The organism is Coprococcus eutactus (assembly GCF_001404675.1).
GTDB lineage: Bacteria > Bacillota > Clostridia > Lachnospirales > Lachnospiraceae > Coprococcus > Coprococcus aceti.
Genome location: NZ_CYXU01000001.1, coordinates 604,346 through 621,359, shown reverse-complemented (window position 1 = coordinate 621,359; position 17,014 = coordinate 604,346). Strand labels below are relative to the sequence as shown.

The window sequence follows — 17,014 nt, the reverse complement described above, 5'->3', positions numbered from 1 at the left end:
TGTAATACCTCTTTTCTAATTATTTTTCGACTTACACACTTGCTTTAAATTTATCATAACACATGGTAATTGTAAACAGTTTGTGAACAAAAAGAACAGTTTTCTGTTGCTTTTTTGTTCACATTTACTTTATCGTTTAATTATTAGGTGATTTTGTACTACTATTCTTCGGCAGCATAATCTATCGAAATATATCAAACATATAAAATATAATCGATTACAATTCACTCTTTCTGTCTCTGTTGAGAAGCTCTGTGAGAGCCTCTTTTGCCGTCATGCCATTAAATAATACGTTATTGACTGCTTCAACGATAGGCATCTCAACCCCATGCTCCCTGGCAAGTGCCAGTGTTGCCTTGGCAGAATAAACACCCTCAACAACCATCTTGACCTCCGCCATAGCTTCCTCATAGGTCTTACCCTGACCGATGAGATATCCGGCATTCCTGTTACGGCTGTGCTTGGATGTACATGTAACTATAAGATCTCCCATTCCTGAAAGTCCTGACAGCGTCTTGACATCTGCGCCCATGGCAAGTCCAAGTCTCATGATCTCCGCCATTCCTCTGGTCATAAGAGCAGCCTTCGTGTTGTCGCCAAGTCCAAGTCCATCTGATATTCCGGCTGCCAGAGCTATTACATTCTTCACTGAACCACCCAGCTCAATACCAGTCACATCAGTGCTTGTATATACCCTGAAATAATCGTTCATAAATGCGTTCTGGATTGTCTTTGCAATCTCTATATCACGGGCACCGGCAACTACCGTTGTAGGTATTCCGCGGCCTACTTCCTCTGCATGTGACGGACCCGAAAGGACAGCCACCTTAGCCTGTGGGATTTCTTCCTCAATGATCTCCACGAGAGCCTTGAGTGTGGACTCTTCTATTCCCTTGCTGACATTCACGATAAGCTGTCCGTTGCTCACCTTGTCAGCGATGTTCTTTGCTGTGCTTCTGACAAACGGAGAAGGCACTGCGCACACTATCATCTTCTGACCAATAACAGCCTTTGACGCATCTGTTGTATATTCAATACTGCTGTTAAGTATAACGCCCGGAAGTCTGTCTCTCTGCTCATGAAATTCCTTGAGCATGGCAACCTCTCTCTCATCTATAGACCACACTATAACCTCGTGTCCATTTCCTGCCAGCAGATTAGCAAGTGCAGAACCCCATCCACCTGCTCCGAGAACACCTATTTTCATCGTAAAATACCTCCAAAATATTTATATTTCTTTTTTCAATCCTTGAATCATTTTTTTCTATTTTAACTTTTTTTCATCATTTAATCCAGTCTATAGTGACAATACATGGATGTTTTTGCAAATTTTTACTGTATTTTTAGATTTTGGGCTAGTTATGTAAACTCACATTATTCTAATCAACAGTTTTTAATACACATTTCACTGCGTATAAATATCACATAACCATAATCTCGGTTTTATGTATACTCATTATGTTATCTGATTTTGTTTTATCCAGACATCTATAAAACGTTGCTCACTACAAAAAATCCCCTCCTTCCTGTTTTATCCAGTAAGGAGGGGATTCAATAACTCTCTATTCGCTTCCGCTTTCCATCAAGCCTTCTTAGAACCAAACGACAACTTATTCTCCGTTCCCGCTATCAGTCTCTTGATATTCTGCCAATGTCTTATCACGGCCATTCCGGCTATGATTCCCGCCATGATTATTCCTTCGATCATTTTTGCATTCGATGTGAAATTATAATCTCCATGAATTGCAAATACTGTGTATAATATGAAGAATCCGATCATGATCGTAAGTGATCCAACCGATACATATCTTGTTATCACAACACTTATAACGAACGCTGCAAGGAGTATCACTACCAATCTCCAGTCCCACAGACCTACTATCATTCCGCCGCTGGCAGCAATTCCCTTGCCGCCCTTGAACTGCATATAGAATGGGAAGTTATGACCAAGCACAACTCCAAGTCCTGTATACAGTACGAACATGTATGCATTACCTATACCTAGCTGGCCAAGTATGATATGTGTCAGTGAGCAGGCGATTATTCCTTTGAGGAAATCCCCCAGGAAAACTATCAGTCCAGCTTTCTTTCCAAGAACTCTCAGTGCATTTGTCGTTCCCGCATTTCCACTTCCATACTTTCTTATATCAACACCTTTTATCCTGCCGTAAATATACGCTGTCTGAATGAGTCCTACTCCATAGCCCCCAACCAGACATATAGCCCTAATCAACATCTCCATGACTACTTCTCTTTCCTCTCCCTGATTATGAATTTTAGAGGTGTACCTCTGAATCCAAAGGATTCTCTTATCCTGTTCTCTATATAACGTGTATATGAGAAATGCATAAGCTCCTTGTCATTTACAAATATGACAAATGTAGGAGGTTTAACTGACACCTGGGTAATATAATAGAGCTTAAGTCTCTTACCCTTATCTGATGGTGGCTGCTGCATAGCAACCGCCTCACTCATAATCTCATTCAGAACACCAGTAGCTATGCGGAGTGAATGATTCTCTATAACAGCATCTATGGTCTCGAACAGCTTTGGAAGTCTCTGTCCGGTCTGGGCTGATATGAAGAGCAGCTCCGCATACGGCATGTATGAAAGCTTGTTTCTGATCTCCTCTGTAAACTTATATATGGTCTTGTCATTCTTCTCGATAGCATCCCATTTGTTCACAGCTATTATCATTCCCTTGCCACGATCATGTGCGATTCCCGCGATCTTGGCATCCTGATCGGTTATTCCCTCCGTTGCGTCTATTACGAGGACTGCAACATTACATCTCTCAACCGCTGATACTGTTCTTATGATACTGTATCTCTCTATATCCTCTTTAATCTTGCTCTTTCGTCTGAGTCCCGCTGTGTCTATGAATACATATTCTCTGCCATTTCTGACGATCTCTGTATCCACGGCATCTCTTGTGGTTCCGGCTATATCTGATACAATAACCCTGTCCTCACCGAGAAGCTTATTAATTATAGAAGATTTTCCTACGTTTGGCTTTCCTATGATGGCGATTCTAGGTCTCTCATCCTCCGTGTCATCCTTTGCAGACTCATTGAAGTGTGATACCACCTCATCGAGCATATCTCCTATTCCAAGTCTAGATGAACCTGATATAGGATGTGGATCTCCAAGTCCAAGATTATAGAACTCATACACATCCGGCATGAACTTTTCAAAGCTGTCTACCTTGTTGACAACGAGAACTATAGGTTTCTTGGATCTTCTGAGCATATCGGCAACCTTGGCATCATCATCAACCATTCCCTGTCTGACATCCGTCATGAACAGGATGACGTCCGCTGTCTCTATGGCTATCTCTGCCTGTTCTCTCATGCTCTTAAGTATAATATTGTCTGACTCCGGCTCAATTCCTCCTGTGTCTATCAGAGTGAAATTGTAATCCAGCCAGTTGATATCAGCATAAATTCTGTCTCGCGTAACTCCCGGTGTATCCTGAACTATGGATATCTTTTCTCCGGCAAGCACATTGAACAGAGTTGATTTACCTACATTGGGTCTGCCCACTATGGCAACTATAGGTTTACTCATTCTATCTTCCTCCATATATAATTAATTACATATCATCGCCAATTACTGCATGAATAAAATCAGCACCACTTGATTCTACAATACAAACATCGACTTGTAAAGCATCTGTGAGCTCTGCAAGCGTCACATCATCAAGGAATTTTGGCTCATCCGCCATAAGAGTATTGGAAGGCAGTATAAGCCGCTGCCCAAGAGGCTTTCCTGTGAGCTGCTTTCTTATATCTCCACCCGTAAGCAATCCTGTCACGGTTATTCTATGTCCAAAAAAATCATTAATGATCTTATACAGATGCACCTTCACATTAGGGAACTTCTCAGGGATCCTGTTAGCAAGGAGCTTTATGGAATCATATACGAGCACTCCAGTAACCATGGACACCTCATACTCTCTGTCATCGCCCTCTACGCAGCTCCACTCTTCATCAAACTCATCTATGAGCAGTCTCACCATGCCCACACCATTTTCAAGCTGGATAAAGCCATCATACCTATCAGCCTCAGGGAAATCCCTGCCAGCATTTATATACCATTCATCACTTGCCTGGACAAAATGTGTGCCATGCTTTTCAAATGCCTTTTTCTGAAAATGTTCTATTATATCAATAACCTCGCAGGCGTCCTCTCTGTTGAACGGTTCAAGATGGAACAAGCCATCTCTGTAATCTGACAAACCGACAGGGACCACGGATAAGCTCTCCATAACAGGAACAAACTCCATAAGATCAGAGATCGTACGCCACAATTCCTCCCCATCATTTATCCCCTTGCACAAAACTATCTGTCCATTCATAGGAATACCAGCTTCATAAAATTTCCTTATATAGTCAAGTATGGCACCGGCAAATCTGTTGTTCAGCATACTGCAGCGCAGCTTGGGATTGGTAGTGTGCACCGATATATTTATCGGAGCAAGGTGATAATTGATTATTCTGTCAATATCCTTTTCCTTCATATTAGTAAGGGTAATATAATTTCCCTGAAGAAATGACAGTCTGGAATCATCGTCCTTGAAATATATAGTGTCTCTCATACCTTTCGGGTTCTGATCGATAAAGCAGAATATGCACTTGTTATAGCAAGACTTGTAATTATCCATCAGGGAATTTTCAAAAACAATCCCTAGATCCTCGTCATAATCCTTATCTATCTCCAGAAGCCACTCCTCGCCGTCAGACTTCCTCACGAGAAGTTCTATATATTCGTCATTTATGAGATACTGATAGTCAAATATATCCTCTATAGGATGGTCATTGACCGCCAGAATATTATCTCCCGGTTCGATCTCCATCTCCTGGGCTATACTTCCCTCAAGTATTTCCTTTACAATATGTTCCATAATTTCCTCTTTTATATTAATTGTCTACGGATCAAAAGCTGCAGCAAATGAATAACGCCCTATAATTCAGGGAGCATGATCACCGCTGCAAGATTACCCCGCAGGCCTTTGCTCGCCCTGTGTGAAAAAAGCCATTCGCTGTTACAGCATGTACATATATTTGTCACGTCAATATTCTCAGGTTTTACACCTGAATCAACAAGATTGTAATAGTTGGCCTTGTGGAGATCAAGCAGATATTTGCCATTACCCTTGCTAAATACGATCTGAGCCGTCTCTGCTTCCGTATATGCCGCCATAAAGCGTTCAGCTACATCTTCACTCACCTCATAGCAATTCTTGCATATAGAAGGTCCTATGGCGCAAATGAGATTCTCTGGAGATGTTCCATATTCAGACTTCAATCTGTTTATCATATGTCCGCTTATCTTGCTGACGGTTCCCTTCCACCCGGAGTGATTCGCCGCAACAACCTTTTTCACCGGATCATAGAACAATACAGGGACACAGTCCGCATAAAATGTCATAAGTGGTATCCCCGGAACATCCGTCATAAGTCCATCGATCTCCAGAATATCCGACTCTCTGATTATTCCCTTTCCGGCATCCTTCTCTGTAACTTTATATATGTCTGTCTTATGCACCTGATCTGAGAACACAAGCTTTTCGTAATCATACCCCACTGCAGTGGCAAATCTGCGGTGATTCTCCATTACCAGATCCGCATCATCGCCTCTGTGGAAGCTCAGGTTCATGGAACCCAGATATCCCTCACTCACTCCGCCGATCCTGGTGGAGAATGCATTTACAACTCCGGCTCTGTCCAATTTGTCAAATGATATATAATCCACGCCATCCACCGTGTGGACATGTGTTGAATTGTCTTTCCTAATATACTTTATATCCATATCCGCCATCCTATCAATATCCCGAATACTCAAATGCATTTTCTATATGATGTATATCCTCACCAAGTATGGTTATCACATCAAATCTAACCGGGGTGTCCATTCCATATCCATATTTGTTCAGGAAGAATAATGCAGTCCTACATATCTGTCTCTGCTTGCGCACATCGACAGCCTCCTCCGGCAAGCCCTTATGTACTCCGGACCTATACTTCACCTCGATAAACACTATATATCCATCGTGTTTTGCCACTATATCTATCTCACCGCTGGCCACCCTGAAATTCCTGTACAGGATCTCATAGCCCCTGCCAGCCAGATGATCAGCAGCTAAAGCTTCCTTTTCATTACCGGTTGCTCTGCTGTTATACATCATTTCACCTTTCCATGAATATATGTGTGATGAACAATTGTTATACAAAGTTCTTGATAAACGTCCTTCTGTGTATTGCGCACGGACCGATCTTCTTGAGCGCATCAATGTGCTCTGCCGTACCATATCCCATGTTTTTTGCAAATCCATAACCCGGATACAGACTGTCATACTCAACCATAAGCCTGTCCCTTGTAACCTTTGCAATTATACTTGCTGCCGCAATCGACGCAGACAGCGTATCACCTTTTATTATGCCTACCTGCTCGATATCAACACCCGGAATATTAACCGCATCGTTTAACAGGAGCTGTGGTTTAACCTGAAGCTTCGATATAGCCTGCTTCATCGCCTCGTAATCTGCATTGAGAACATTTATCTCGTCAATTACTTTCTCGTTTGCCATACCCACGCCTACAGCTACAGCCTTCGCCATGATCTCATCGTATAGAGCCTCCCTCTTCTTCGGTGTGAGCTGCTTGGAGTCGTTGAGGTATAAAATATCACAGTCCTTTGAAAGAATGACTGCAGCAGCCACTACAGGGCCTGCAAGCGGGCCTCTTCCGACCTCATCTATACCGCATATATATCCCTTATCAGCGTATTTTCTCTCAAATTCAAACATTTTATAGCTGCGGGCTTTTTCCTTTTCAAGAGCATTGATCTTTTTCTGAGCGGACGCTATGATCTTCTTTACCCCATCTCTCTCATCGTCGCCATACTTCTCGATAAGCCCCGAATATTCACTTATATCAGCATCAGCAAATACTTTTTTTATCTCCGCTATACTTTCCATATGTCCTCCACCTAAAAACAAGGACCATTGCCACTTTTTAGGCAACAGCCCCTGATATCTTATCCTATTCTATCTTGCCAAAACCGCCTGTAAATCTGAATACAGCCCTGCCAATGATATCTTTCTTGTGTATATTGCCAACATCCTCCACACGGCTGTCACGGCTGTTGTTTCTGTTATCTCCCAGAACAAAGTACTCGTCATCACCCAGTGTGATCTCCTCGGCTGCAACTCCGCGCTTGTCGCTGGCTATAGCCTCTCTGCCATACACATCGCCCTCCAGAGGCTCGTCATTTATATAGATAACACCATCTTCGTCTATATACACTGTCTCACCCGGAAGTCCGATTATACGCTTGATGAAGAAGGTCTCATCATCGTCTCCATACGGGAATACAACCACATCAAATCTCTTCGGCGAGCCAAATTCATACTCAAGCTTGTCAATCCATAATGTATCTCCGCTGTGAAGAGTATTGCTCATGGACTCTCCACTGACCTCTGTTCGCTGTCCGACAAATGTGAGCACAGCCCAGCATATGCCAATTACTATTATTATATAAATACACAGAAATATGAGATCCTTGACAATATTGACTTCCTTTTCGGCCTTTTCTTTCTTTTTTGCCTCTTTCTTCTCTTTCCTGAGCTGCTTCTTTAAAGCCTTCTCGTCAAGTTCTCCATCCTCATTGTACACTTCTTCAGAAGAGTCTGTATTAACCGCTTCTGCAGTTTTATCTGAGCTCTCAGATTTAGCTGCTCCTGCAACTTCTTCCGATGTCTCCTTCTGAGATGCTTCTTCCGATTTATCTGCTGTCTCCGCCTTTGCATCAGCCGAACTCTCAGCGACTGCTTTGTCCCATGACCAGGAGGACTTCTCCTTATTTTCCTGCTCATCGTCGGCAGTTTTCTTTTCAGCTTCCTTTGCTTCATTCGCAGCCTTTTTTGCAGCCTTCTTCTGTTCTTTATCTATCGCTTTCTGACGCTTCTTCTCATATTTGGCGATCTCTTTGTCCCTTTCCTTCTTCGCAGGGTCATCCTCAAATATATCGTTTAACGCATCAGCAACATTCTTGTTTTCTTCACTCATCTAGTCTTCCTTCGGGGTCTCCAATGTAATACGCCCCAGCTTTCCCGATCTGAAATCATCGATCAGCAGAGCCGCAGCCTTGTCATAATCGAGCTCCCCGCCCTTCTTAATGCATTGTCTCTTCTCTGCGATACCTGTCAGCATCTGTACAGGATCATCAACACTTTCAATATTATACCTTTGAACAAGGGTATTACAATAGTTTGCCTGTAAAAATTTAATTAATTCAACCGCTATATCCGTTATGCTGAGTATCTCATCATTGATCGAACCTATGAACGCAAGTCTGAGACCAACGGCCTCATCATCGAATTTCGGCCATAAAATACCGGGAGTGTCCAGAAGCTCAATATTCTTTCCAAGTCTTATCCACTGCTTGCCTTTTGTGACACCAGGCTTATTTCCAACCTTGGTGCAGGCCTTTCTCGCATAGGAATTGATAAACGTGGATTTGCCGACATTCGGGATACCGACTATCATCGCCCTTATCGGACGGTTTATGATTCCCCTTTTTCTATCCCTCTCTATCTTCTCTTTGCAGGCCTCCTGCACGATATTGTTGATACTCTTCATCCCCATACCGTCACGGGCATTTATCTTTGCAACGGCAAAGTCTTTATTCTTATAATAGTTTTCCCACTTTGTTGTGACTGCATCATCCGCAAGATCTGATTTGTTGAGGAGTATGAGTCTGTATTTGTTCTTTGCAAGCTCGTCTATATCAGGATTCTTACTACTGAATGGGATTCTTGAATCCACCAGCTCTATGACGATATCTATAAGTTTTATATCCTCCTGCATCATTCGTCTTGCTTTTGTCATATGTCCGGGATACCACTGTATATTCATATCTCTACCTCTATTTTATCTTTACTCTGCCCAGCATCTCGCTCTTTTGTACATTGCCAACCGCCTGAAATCTTGAATCCTGGCTGTTGTCCGGATTGTCTCCGAGCAGGAAGTATTCATTCTCTCCAAGTGTGATCGCAGATTCCGCTATTCCGGCTGTTTTTATCTCACAGTCGACGGGATAATCTGCAAGCGGATTGCCATTTATATATACCTGACCATTCTGGATAAGCACAGTCTCACCCGGCAGGCCTACCACTCTCTTGATGGAATAGTATTCGTCCTGATTCTCAACTATACGATACGCTACCACATCGTATCTTTCCGGGGATGTCACCAGATAAACAGCCTTATTGACCAGATACGATTCTCCATCCGTCAGTGTCGGCTCCATGGATGGTCCTACCATATATACCGTCTGGAATCCAAATGCAACAAAACCATAACCAAGTATAGCCGCTGTCAGTATCGATATGAACCAGCCAAGTGCGCTCTTCATAGTCTTTTTCAATGATCTCTGTTGTCTTCTCTGACGCCTTTTTTCTCTCCTTATCCTTCGGAGTCTGTCATATCTCTCACTCATGAATTCTATCCTTCAATCATCAATATATTTGTTCAGTTCATTTCATCCATTCTAAAAATGGCTGGAGTAGAAATACTCCAGCCACTTTTACTTTCATGTTACAAGCTTTATTATTTAACAAGCTCCTTAACCTTTGCTGCCTTACCAATTCTTGAACGTAAGTAGTAAATCTTAGCTCTTCTAACTTTACCTTTTCTTACAACTTCAATCTTCTCAACGAAAGGTGAGTGTACAGGCCATGTCTTCTCAACACCGCATCCGCCAGAGATCTTTCTAACTGTGAATGTCTCTCTGTTGCTTCCGCCCTGTCTCTTTACTACAGTACCCTCGAAGATCTGGATTCTCTCCTTGTTACCCTCTTTGATTCTGTTGTGTACCTTAACAGTGTCTCCTACGTTGAACTCATCAACGCTCTCCTTCATCTGTGAAGCTTCAAGATTCTTAATGTAATCGTTCATTGTGTTCCTCCTTAATATTCTGATGTTCTTACTACCATATCCACCGGATATATGGGCACAGAGGACCATCACTCTTTTCACAACTCATTTAATATAACATACTGAAATTGTAGATGCAAGAAGAATTTTCGGATTTTATCCGTTTTTTAGCAAACAGGGCATATAGATTGATTTCTATATGCCCTGTTGCATTAAATATCTTGTTCGACTTAATTCAGTCAAGTGGAGCAGACGCATTAGAAGGCGAACTTCGTTCGCAGGCGTCTGCGTGCTTCACAACTTGTCGTCAAGCGTAGCTTGATGACCTACGCGCACATCAGTGCGCTTCCTCTGAAGGATTCCTCCCACCTACGGCGGGCCCCTCCTTATGAAAATTAGTGGAGCTGGCGGGAGTCGAACCCGCGTCCAAAAGCTCATTCACTACAGTTTCTTCCATCACAGTCAGTGCTTTAACATTCCCTCAGCCTATCGCCCACTAACATGCTATAGACCTTAGTAGCTTCATGGATTTTCCTACATCGCAAAGCTTAGATGCAGGAGTTTGCCGAAAATCGACGCCATTCCTAAAGGCTCGGCGTTCCTAAAGGATGACGACTGCCCTTAGGCAGCGTATGCTAAATTATCGTTAGCGTTTATTTTTTTTCCAGCTTTTAGCGTGGCTCTGGTCCACGGATGGCTTCCATAGCTTCAAAACCCCTGTCGAAACCAGTCAACCCCTGATCATAGATCAGTGATAACCAATCATTTATAATATATGCAGCAAATATCAAAATAATACCTGCGCCTATATATCTTAATTTATCAGATGCTCTTACTCAGCGTCAGCAGTTGTATCTTCCTCTGCATCTGTCGCCTCTGCTGTATCTTCTGCATTTTCAGTTGTGTCTGCTGTGTCCTCAGCATCGGAAGCTGTAGCAGAAAACAGAGTGTCATAACCGCTGTCCTTCCAAGTCTTGTCTACATATTCTGACAAGCCTGAAGCATCAACATACTTAGGTATCGCCTTATATATCTTCACACCCGCAACGCTTCCAACTATAGCAGCGATAACAACGATCGTAACTGTTATAGCAATAATCTTCTTGATCTTCTGCTTCCTAAGTATCTCCTTGCGGTGCTTTTTCTCATATTTCTTCTTATCTACTTTACTCTGACTCATAACGCCCTTCTCCAGACTATCGTTTATTTGATTCCGATACACACATTATATCTGAACCAGCTTATCTTATTCAACACCTTGCTAGTATAACACAAGCTGCATTATAATTCCAATAATAAGTTTGATTTCACAGAAATTCCACAAACGCTCACGATCAGAAGTCCTTGCTCCTGCTCTTAAGATCTCTCTCCATCTCGCGCTTCATATCCTTCTTGGCGATATCCTCACGTTTGTCGTAGAGCTTCTTACCTCTTGCCAGACCTATCTCCATCTTGACAAGTCCATCTCTGATATATACCTTGAGCGGCATAATGGTATAACCCTTCACCTTCTGCTGTCCGATAAGCTTGTTGATCTCGTACCTGTGGAGCAGCAACTTTCTCGTCCTGAGCGGATCTTTATTGAATATATTCCCCCTCTCATATGGGTTGATATTCATTCTGTACACATACACCTCGCCGTGGTCTATTCCGACAAATGCTTCCTTGATACTGCAGTGTCCCTGTCTTATGGACTTTACCTCGGTTCCCACAAGCTCTATTCCGGCCTCAAACTTCTCTTCTATAAAATACTCGTGATATGCCTTTTTGTTATTTGCGATGAGAGTGTTTCCTCTTTCCTTTGACAAATGTATCCTCTCCTTTATATACAATACTGAAATCTATCGACTTCGTCATCTTGTCTGTATTCTTCACCTTTATCTGTATAGGATCACCGATGGCATATTGTTTGCCCGTGTCCTCACCTATCATAGCATAATCTTCCTGAGAAAAATAGTAATAATCGTCGCGCATATCTGCCACGTTCACAAAGCCTTCCACCGTATTCGGCAGTTCCACGAACATTCCCCGGTTTGTAACTCCTGAGACAAATCCGTCATAGACCTCGCCAATGTGAGCTGACATATATTCCACCTTCTTGAGCTTCTCCACATCACGCTCAGCTTCCTCAGCTCTTCTCTCCTTGCGCGAATTGTCATCAGCCACCCTGTCAAGTATCATGCTGTAATGTTCTATTCTCCTCGAGTCAAGTCTGCCATGTATATTTTCCTTTATTATACGATGTATCTGCAGATCTGGATATCTCCTTATAGGAGAAGTAAAATGACAGTAATACTTACACGAAAGTCCAAAATGTCCTGTGCACTCCGTTGAATACTTCGCCTGTTTCATGGTCCTCAGCGCCATCCTGCTCACAAGATTCTCATAAGGCTCACCCTTTATCCTGTCAAGCAGCTTCTGGAATTCTTTCGGATGTATATTCTCCTTTGATGCCTTAAAGTACATTCCAAAATTACTTATAAGGAGCGCCAGCTGCTCAACCCTGTCTGCATCAGGTGTCTCATGGACTCTGTACTCAAATGGTATATCCTGCCAGAAATAATCCTCAGCAATCGTCTCATTTGCAGCAAGCATAAAATCTTCAATGATCTCATTGGATCTGCGTCTCTCATATACACCTATTGATACAACTTTGCCGTCGGAGTCTATCTTGATCTTCGATTCGTCAAAATCAAAATCTATTGAGCCTCGCTTTCTTCTGTTAGCTCTGAGAAGATCCGACACATGAAGCATCATCTCGAACATAGGCACAAGCTCCTCATATTTTCTGGTCTCCCCTGGATCGTGATCCTCGACAATTGCAGACACACTTGTATATGACATTCTACGGTCCACATTGATCACAGTCTCACATATCTTATGTCCTACTATGTGGCCCTTCTGATCTATGTCCATAAGGCAGCTCAGCGCCAATCTGTCCTGCCCTTCATTCAGCGAACAGATACCATTTGACAGCTTGTGCGGAAGCATAGGTATTACCCTGTCCACGAGATAACAGCTTGTACCTCTGTTAAGTGCCTCTTTATCCAGAGGGGAATTCTCCTTTACATAGTGGGTCACGTCAGCTATGTGCACACCAAGCTTGTACATTCCGTCCGCCTCATAGAGTGTTATGGCATCGTCCAGGTCTTTTGCATCCTCGCCATCTATCGTCACTGTCTGAAGATGTCGGAGATCCGTTCTGCCTGCCATCTCCGATGCGCTGACAAAATCAGGGATCTGTGAAAGGCTGTCCATGACCTCGTCAGAAAAATCGACTGGAATGTCCAGAGCTCTGACCACAGACAGCACGTCACTCTCCGGATCATTTATATGTCCAAGTATCTCTATAATCTTTCCCTCCGGAGACTTCACTTTGTCTCCATAACTGATGATCTCCGCCACAACCTTATGTCCAGCCATGGCGCCCATGGAATTTGCCTTGGATATAAATATGTCTCCATCTATTTTCAGATTGTCAGGTATGACAAATCCAAAGTTCTTATTCTTCTGATAGACTCCGACAACCTTCTTTAGTCCACGCTCAAGTACCTTTATAACCGATGCTTCCTGCTTCATTCCCTTCGGTCTGTCCTCCGCACGTATGAGGACTGTATCACCGTGGAACGCTCCCATGGTATTCTTCTCAGGGACAAAGAAATCCTCCTTCATGCCCTCAACGCGGACAAATCCAAAACCTCTCTGATTGCCGATAAATGTTCCCTTGTATGTCCCTTCTCCGACCTTCTGATATCGTCCTTTTGCCGATCTGATGATCAGTCCCTCCTCTGTGAGGTCATTCAGTATATCGAGAAATGTCTGTCTCTCATCTCCCGGGACCTGAAGGAATGTACACATCTCCTTGAACTTCATAGGCGGATAATCATCATCGCATATAAATTCATATACCGTCTGTTTTCTTCTGTTGTATAACTCCAAATCCTTATTATCCATAACAAACCCTTTCTATATACATTATGCCCGCATCCCTACCGCACAAATACATTGCATAATGAGCAAAAAAATGCTTACATATATCAGTTAATATATGTAAGCATCAGAAATCATTATTAGTTGAAAAGCTTTGAGTCAAGCAGTAATGCAAGTACAAAGAAGAGAACTGTGAGAACTGCTGTTATCTTCTTAAGTATCTCCTGCTTTGAGCTTCCCTTATTCTTGCTCCAGTAGGAATTGTCAAATCCGCCGCCTGCTCCTGATATGGAACTTGTAAGGCTCGCATCCTTTCCTTCCTGTGAAAGAACCACTATTGCTAATACTATACATACTATAACATAAATTACCATTAATATTGTCTTCAGCATCTTAACACCTCCGTTTCCGAAAAAATGGTGTGTGTATAATTTTAACACCAACTTGAAACATAATAACACAACAAAATAATATATTCAATAACTATTTTCTTCGTTTTCTGTAAAACTCCGCAAATACCAGCATTGCGATACCTATTATCGAACAGGCAATACCTGCGCCTGCATATTTCACATGGAATTTCATCTCAACAACATTCTCACCCTCAACAAGACTTATAGAATACAGGCTGTCTACCACCTTATCCGGCTGTACCTTCTGGCCGTTAACTTTGACTGTCCAACCATCACAGTAAGGAATAGATGTGAATAAACTCTGTCCTTCCTTGGCATTTACAACAATTTCTGCGCTGCCATTTTCTATATCCATCACATCAGGGGTATATTTCTCAAGCTCCTCTGCTATGCTTTTCAGCAAATCCAGATCAAGAACATAAAACTGCTCTGCTCCATCATCCAGATCTAGCTTCTGCTTTGAGTGAAGCACAACCTTGTAGTAATCACGATCCTCATTTACAGGAATATTGAACACTGACGGCGAAAGCCATCTGGCATATCCGATCCTGTATATTCCATTGACATTCAGCTTTGCATTAAACAGACTGTTCCATGGGATATTGCCATAAGCGATGTAATTACCTTCCGGGATCTCCATCTTGTATACACGCTTCTTCGCTTTACTTACAACCGTCTCGTACTTTAAAGGCTTATAGATCTCAACCTTTCTGCCGAGCAGCTCGCTGTAGAGCTCATTTTGATATTCAAATGGATTGCCATTATATTTTGCCGCTGTATATTTGCCTGAATCATATACAAATGCCATAGGCAGGCTGTATGGGTTCTCGTATACACCGGCTCCATTTGCATTGTCTGCAATATCCTCTACTTTATTCATGCCCTCCAGAGCATAATCAGATACGATGTATCTGACTCCCAGCAGTGAATCAGTTCCAAGCACCGGCATGTTGACAACACTTAGGTTATCGCCTTCGCTCCTGTATCCCGTGTCCACAAGGAAGTTCAGCACTGTGCTGTCAGCGGTTGACACATACGATCCTATCGCCCAATACCCATAACCAAACGACTCGTCATAATTTGCTCTGACATTGTTCTTATATTTAAAATTATCATCCGTATCTTTGCCATTATTGTTTTTCTTTTTTTCGAGTGATCTTGTCGCCCTTGATCTGGTCTGGCTGATCCTGTATGTATCGGAATCATATTCTTTCAGATCATTTATAAGGCCTTCCATAGCCGTCTCATACTCAACAAAACTCTCACCGTTGTCGATATGGATATTGTCCATTTGCAACATCACGCTGTATCCTGTCTCAACAGTCAGCACTGCACACAGAATGACCGTAAATATAATTCCGAACACTCTTCCGGCTCCTACGTTTTTCGAAAGCCTGCTTATGAGTGCTATCAAAACGGCTACCCCTACAATAAGCGCATCGGTCAGCCATACAAGTTTGTTATCCTGGACTCCATGCAGATAGTTTACACAAAGCATAGCCGCACTGAATATCACACTTGCAATGATAACCCGCCATTTTACAGCATTCAGATCCTCCGAGAGGAAAAATTCAGCGGCAAAGAATAATATGCAGAATATTCCAACATGTGAATATCTGTACCAATATGATCCAACCTCTTTGAACAGAGAAAATGCCATGCACAATGGATTCCAGTAAAACATGAGCAGCATTACCACAAGCGTGACAAATGCTAATATCTTCTGCTTTACATTGTGTTTCTTACCGATGAAGATTCCAATAAATCCTATCAGCGCCAGACATCCGCAGTACAGAGACACGCTTCCCTTCTGACTCTGTGCGCCAAGCGAATATCCGTCTATCACAGATGAAACATCACCGATAAATGACATGTCGAGCAGAGAGCCGAAATCAAGACTTCCTCTTACACTGTAACGCATCGCACCTATCGTCGGAAGGAACAACACCCCGCTGATCAGAACTCCCGCCAGCATTGAATATATAAACCGTCCAAGTTTTCCGGCAAAATCCTTTATGACAGTCTTCTCAGCCTTAGTATCCCCACTGTACAATCTTAAATATGCAAATTCAAACAAAAACCAGAAACAGGCAAATACACAGTTGATTCCGCCCATATACCAGTTGAACAGAACTGCCAATGCAACTGATACGGAAAGCATAACAGGCCTGCCACCGTTAACCACTCTGTACACGCCCAGCATTATGAGCGGTAACATATAGAAGCCGTCAAGCCACATTATATTACATGCCTGGGCGATTCCATACTGACTCACTGCATAGCTCACCGCCAGAAAAATGATAAGTGCCTGCTTTTTCACAGAACCATCATTCCACTCTTCAAATCTCCTGTTGAGATAAAATGCAAATGTCGCCGCCGCACAGGCAAGCTTTAACGTTATGATCACATGTACGAACAATACAAGCTGGGATTTGTCGAATAACAACAGCAATAAATTGAACGGGCTGGAAAGATAGTAACTGAATACTCCTATGCAGGCCCCTCCTATAGATTTGCTGAAAGAATAATCTATATTATTTTTGCCGTCAAATACATCCTTCAGATATGCCAGAAAATCAAGATACTGAAAATCAGCATCCTTGGATGCGAGTGAATGTACTCCGAACGGCACATACTTTTTTATATAAAACAGAAGCCACAGCAGGCAGAATGTGATAATGCCCGCTGTAAGCATCTGAATAACGAGCTGTTTTCTCTGTTTTTTCTCCATC

At 42.6% G+C, this 17,014-nt stretch carries 16 protein-coding genes and 1 other RNA gene; all 17 read right to left on the bottom strand.

Features of this window, described 5'->3' with window-relative positions:
• Positions 1–217 precede the first annotated feature (217 nt).
• Positions 218–1,207: an NAD(P)H-dependent glycerol-3-phosphate dehydrogenase gene (locus tag ARA78_RS02700; protein WP_022216421.1), complete on the bottom strand. Its 990-nt coding sequence runs from the start codon at positions 1,205–1,207 to the stop codon at positions 218–220.
• A 375-nt stretch (positions 1,208–1,582) separates the two neighbouring features.
• On the bottom strand, positions 1,583–2,242 hold the full coding sequence (gene plsY, locus ARA78_RS02695; RefSeq protein WP_015534979.1) for a glycerol-3-phosphate 1-O-acyltransferase PlsY: 660 nt from the start codon (positions 2,240–2,242) through the stop codon (positions 1,583–1,585).
• A gap of 2 nt (positions 2,243–2,244) precedes the next feature.
• The gene (der, locus tag ARA78_RS02690; protein WP_022216420.1) at positions 2,245–3,567 is read right to left on the bottom strand and encodes a ribosome biogenesis GTPase Der; all 1,323 of its coding nucleotides are present in this window, start codon (positions 3,565–3,567) and stop codon (positions 2,245–2,247) included.
• Positions 3,568–3,592: 25 nt separating this feature from the next.
• Entirely contained in the window at positions 3,593–4,903 is a 1,311-nt protein-coding gene (locus ARA78_RS02685) for a DUF512 domain-containing protein (protein WP_015534981.1), read from the bottom strand.
• Between the two features lie 59 nt (positions 4,904–4,962).
• Entirely contained in the window at positions 4,963–5,811 is an 849-nt protein-coding gene (gene pgeF / locus ARA78_RS02680; RefSeq protein ID WP_022216419.1) for a peptidoglycan editing factor PgeF, read from the bottom strand.
• A gap of 13 nt (positions 5,812–5,824) precedes the next feature.
• A complete protein-coding gene (locus ARA78_RS02675; protein WP_330375968.1) occupies positions 5,825–6,187 on the bottom strand; it encodes a YraN family protein in 363 nt (120 codons plus the stop codon).
• A 37-nt stretch (positions 6,188–6,224) separates the two neighbouring features.
• Positions 6,225–6,980, bottom strand: a complete 756-nt coding sequence (locus tag ARA78_RS02670) for a ribonuclease HII (RefSeq protein ID WP_055279936.1) — start codon at positions 6,978–6,980, stop codon at positions 6,225–6,227.
• A 64-nt stretch (positions 6,981–7,044) separates the two neighbouring features.
• Positions 7,045–8,070 (bottom strand): signal peptidase I, encoded by a 1,026-nt coding sequence (gene lepB, locus ARA78_RS14435; protein WP_055144379.1) that lies wholly within the window; start codon positions 8,068–8,070, stop codon positions 7,045–7,047.
• Entirely contained in the window at positions 8,071–8,919 is an 849-nt protein-coding gene (gene ylqF / locus ARA78_RS02660) for a ribosome biogenesis GTPase YlqF (protein WP_015534986.1), read from the bottom strand.
• A 10-nt stretch (positions 8,920–8,929) separates the two neighbouring features.
• Positions 8,930–9,502 (bottom strand): signal peptidase I, encoded by a 573-nt coding sequence (gene lepB / locus ARA78_RS02655; RefSeq protein WP_082418040.1) that lies wholly within the window; start codon positions 9,500–9,502, stop codon positions 8,930–8,932.
• A gap of 110 nt (positions 9,503–9,612) precedes the next feature.
• On the bottom strand, positions 9,613–9,960 hold the full coding sequence (rplS, locus tag ARA78_RS02650; protein WP_055144373.1) for a 50S ribosomal protein L19: 348 nt from the start codon (positions 9,958–9,960) through the stop codon (positions 9,613–9,615).
• 375 nt (positions 9,961–10,335) lie between these two features.
• Positions 10,336–10,677, bottom strand: a transfer-messenger RNA (tmRNA) gene (gene ssrA / locus ARA78_RS13505).
• Between the two features lie 94 nt (positions 10,678–10,771).
• On the bottom strand, positions 10,772–11,119 hold the full coding sequence (locus ARA78_RS02645; protein ID WP_015534988.1) for a hypothetical protein: 348 nt from the start codon (positions 11,117–11,119) through the stop codon (positions 10,772–10,774).
• A 154-nt stretch (positions 11,120–11,273) separates the two neighbouring features.
• Positions 11,274–11,747 carry an SsrA-binding protein SmpB gene (gene smpB, locus ARA78_RS02640; protein WP_022216414.1) on the bottom strand — a complete coding sequence of 158 codons (474 nt, stop codon included), beginning with the start codon at positions 11,745–11,747 and terminating at the stop codon, positions 11,274–11,276.
• Positions 11,710–13,893, bottom strand: coding sequence for a ribonuclease R (rnr, locus tag ARA78_RS02635; RefSeq protein ID WP_055279935.1), 2,184 nt, complete (start codon positions 13,891–13,893; stop codon positions 11,710–11,712). Before rnr ends, smpB begins: the two co-directional genes overlap by 38 nt.
• Positions 13,894–14,009: 116 nt before the next feature.
• On the bottom strand, positions 14,010–14,261 hold the full coding sequence (secG, locus tag ARA78_RS02630; protein WP_015534991.1) for a preprotein translocase subunit SecG: 252 nt from the start codon (positions 14,259–14,261) through the stop codon (positions 14,010–14,012).
• 91 nt (positions 14,262–14,352) lie between these two features.
• Positions 14,353–17,013: a YfhO family protein gene (locus ARA78_RS02625; RefSeq protein WP_055279934.1), complete on the bottom strand. Its 2,661-nt coding sequence runs from the start codon at positions 17,011–17,013 to the stop codon at positions 14,353–14,355.
• Between the last annotated feature and the right edge of the window lies 1 nt (position 17,014).

Coding starts and splice junctions, on each gene's coding strand:
- ylqF (WP_015534986.1), bottom strand. CDS start 8,919: ATGAATATACAGTGGTATCCCGGACATATGACAAAAGCAAGACGAATG.
- ARA78_RS02625 (WP_055279934.1), bottom strand. CDS start 17,013: ATGGAGAAAAAACAGAGAAAACAGCTCGTTATTCAGATGCTTACAGCG.
- ARA78_RS02670 (WP_055279936.1), bottom strand. CDS start 6,980: ATGGAAAGTATAGCGGAGATAAAAAAAGTATTTGCTGATGCTGATATA.
- rplS (WP_055144373.1), bottom strand. CDS start 9,960: ATGAACGATTACATTAAGAATCTTGAAGCTTCACAGATGAAGGAGAGC.
- rnr (WP_055279935.1), bottom strand. CDS start 13,893: ATGGATAATAAGGATTTGGAGTTATACAACAGAAGAAAACAGACGGTA.
- pgeF (WP_022216419.1), bottom strand. CDS start 5,811: ATGGATATAAAGTATATTAGGAAAGACAATTCAACACATGTCCACACG.
- lepB (WP_055144379.1), bottom strand. CDS start 8,070: ATGAGTGAAGAAAACAAGAATGTTGCTGATGCGTTAAACGATATATTT.
- secG (WP_015534991.1), bottom strand. CDS start 14,261: ATGCTGAAGACAATATTAATGGTAATTTATGTTATAGTATGTATAGTA.
- lepB (WP_082418040.1), bottom strand. CDS start 9,502: ATGAGTGAGAGATATGACAGACTCCGAAGGATAAGGAGAGAAAAAAGG.
- ARA78_RS02700 (WP_022216421.1), bottom strand. CDS start 1,207: ATGAAAATAGGTGTTCTCGGAGCAGGTGGATGGGGTTCTGCACTTGCT.
- ARA78_RS02645 (WP_015534988.1), bottom strand. CDS start 11,119: ATGAGTCAGAGTAAAGTAGATAAGAAGAAATATGAGAAAAAGCACCGC.
- ARA78_RS02685 (WP_015534981.1), bottom strand. CDS start 4,903: ATGGAACATATTGTAAAGGAAATACTTGAGGGAAGTATAGCCCAGGAG.
- plsY (WP_015534979.1), bottom strand. CDS start 2,242: ATGGAGATGTTGATTAGGGCTATATGTCTGGTTGGGGGCTATGGAGTA.
- der (WP_022216420.1), bottom strand. CDS start 3,567: ATGAGTAAACCTATAGTTGCCATAGTGGGCAGACCCAATGTAGGTAAA.
- ARA78_RS02675 (WP_330375968.1), bottom strand. CDS start 6,187: ATGATGTATAACAGCAGAGCAACCGGTAATGAAAAGGAAGCTTTAGCT.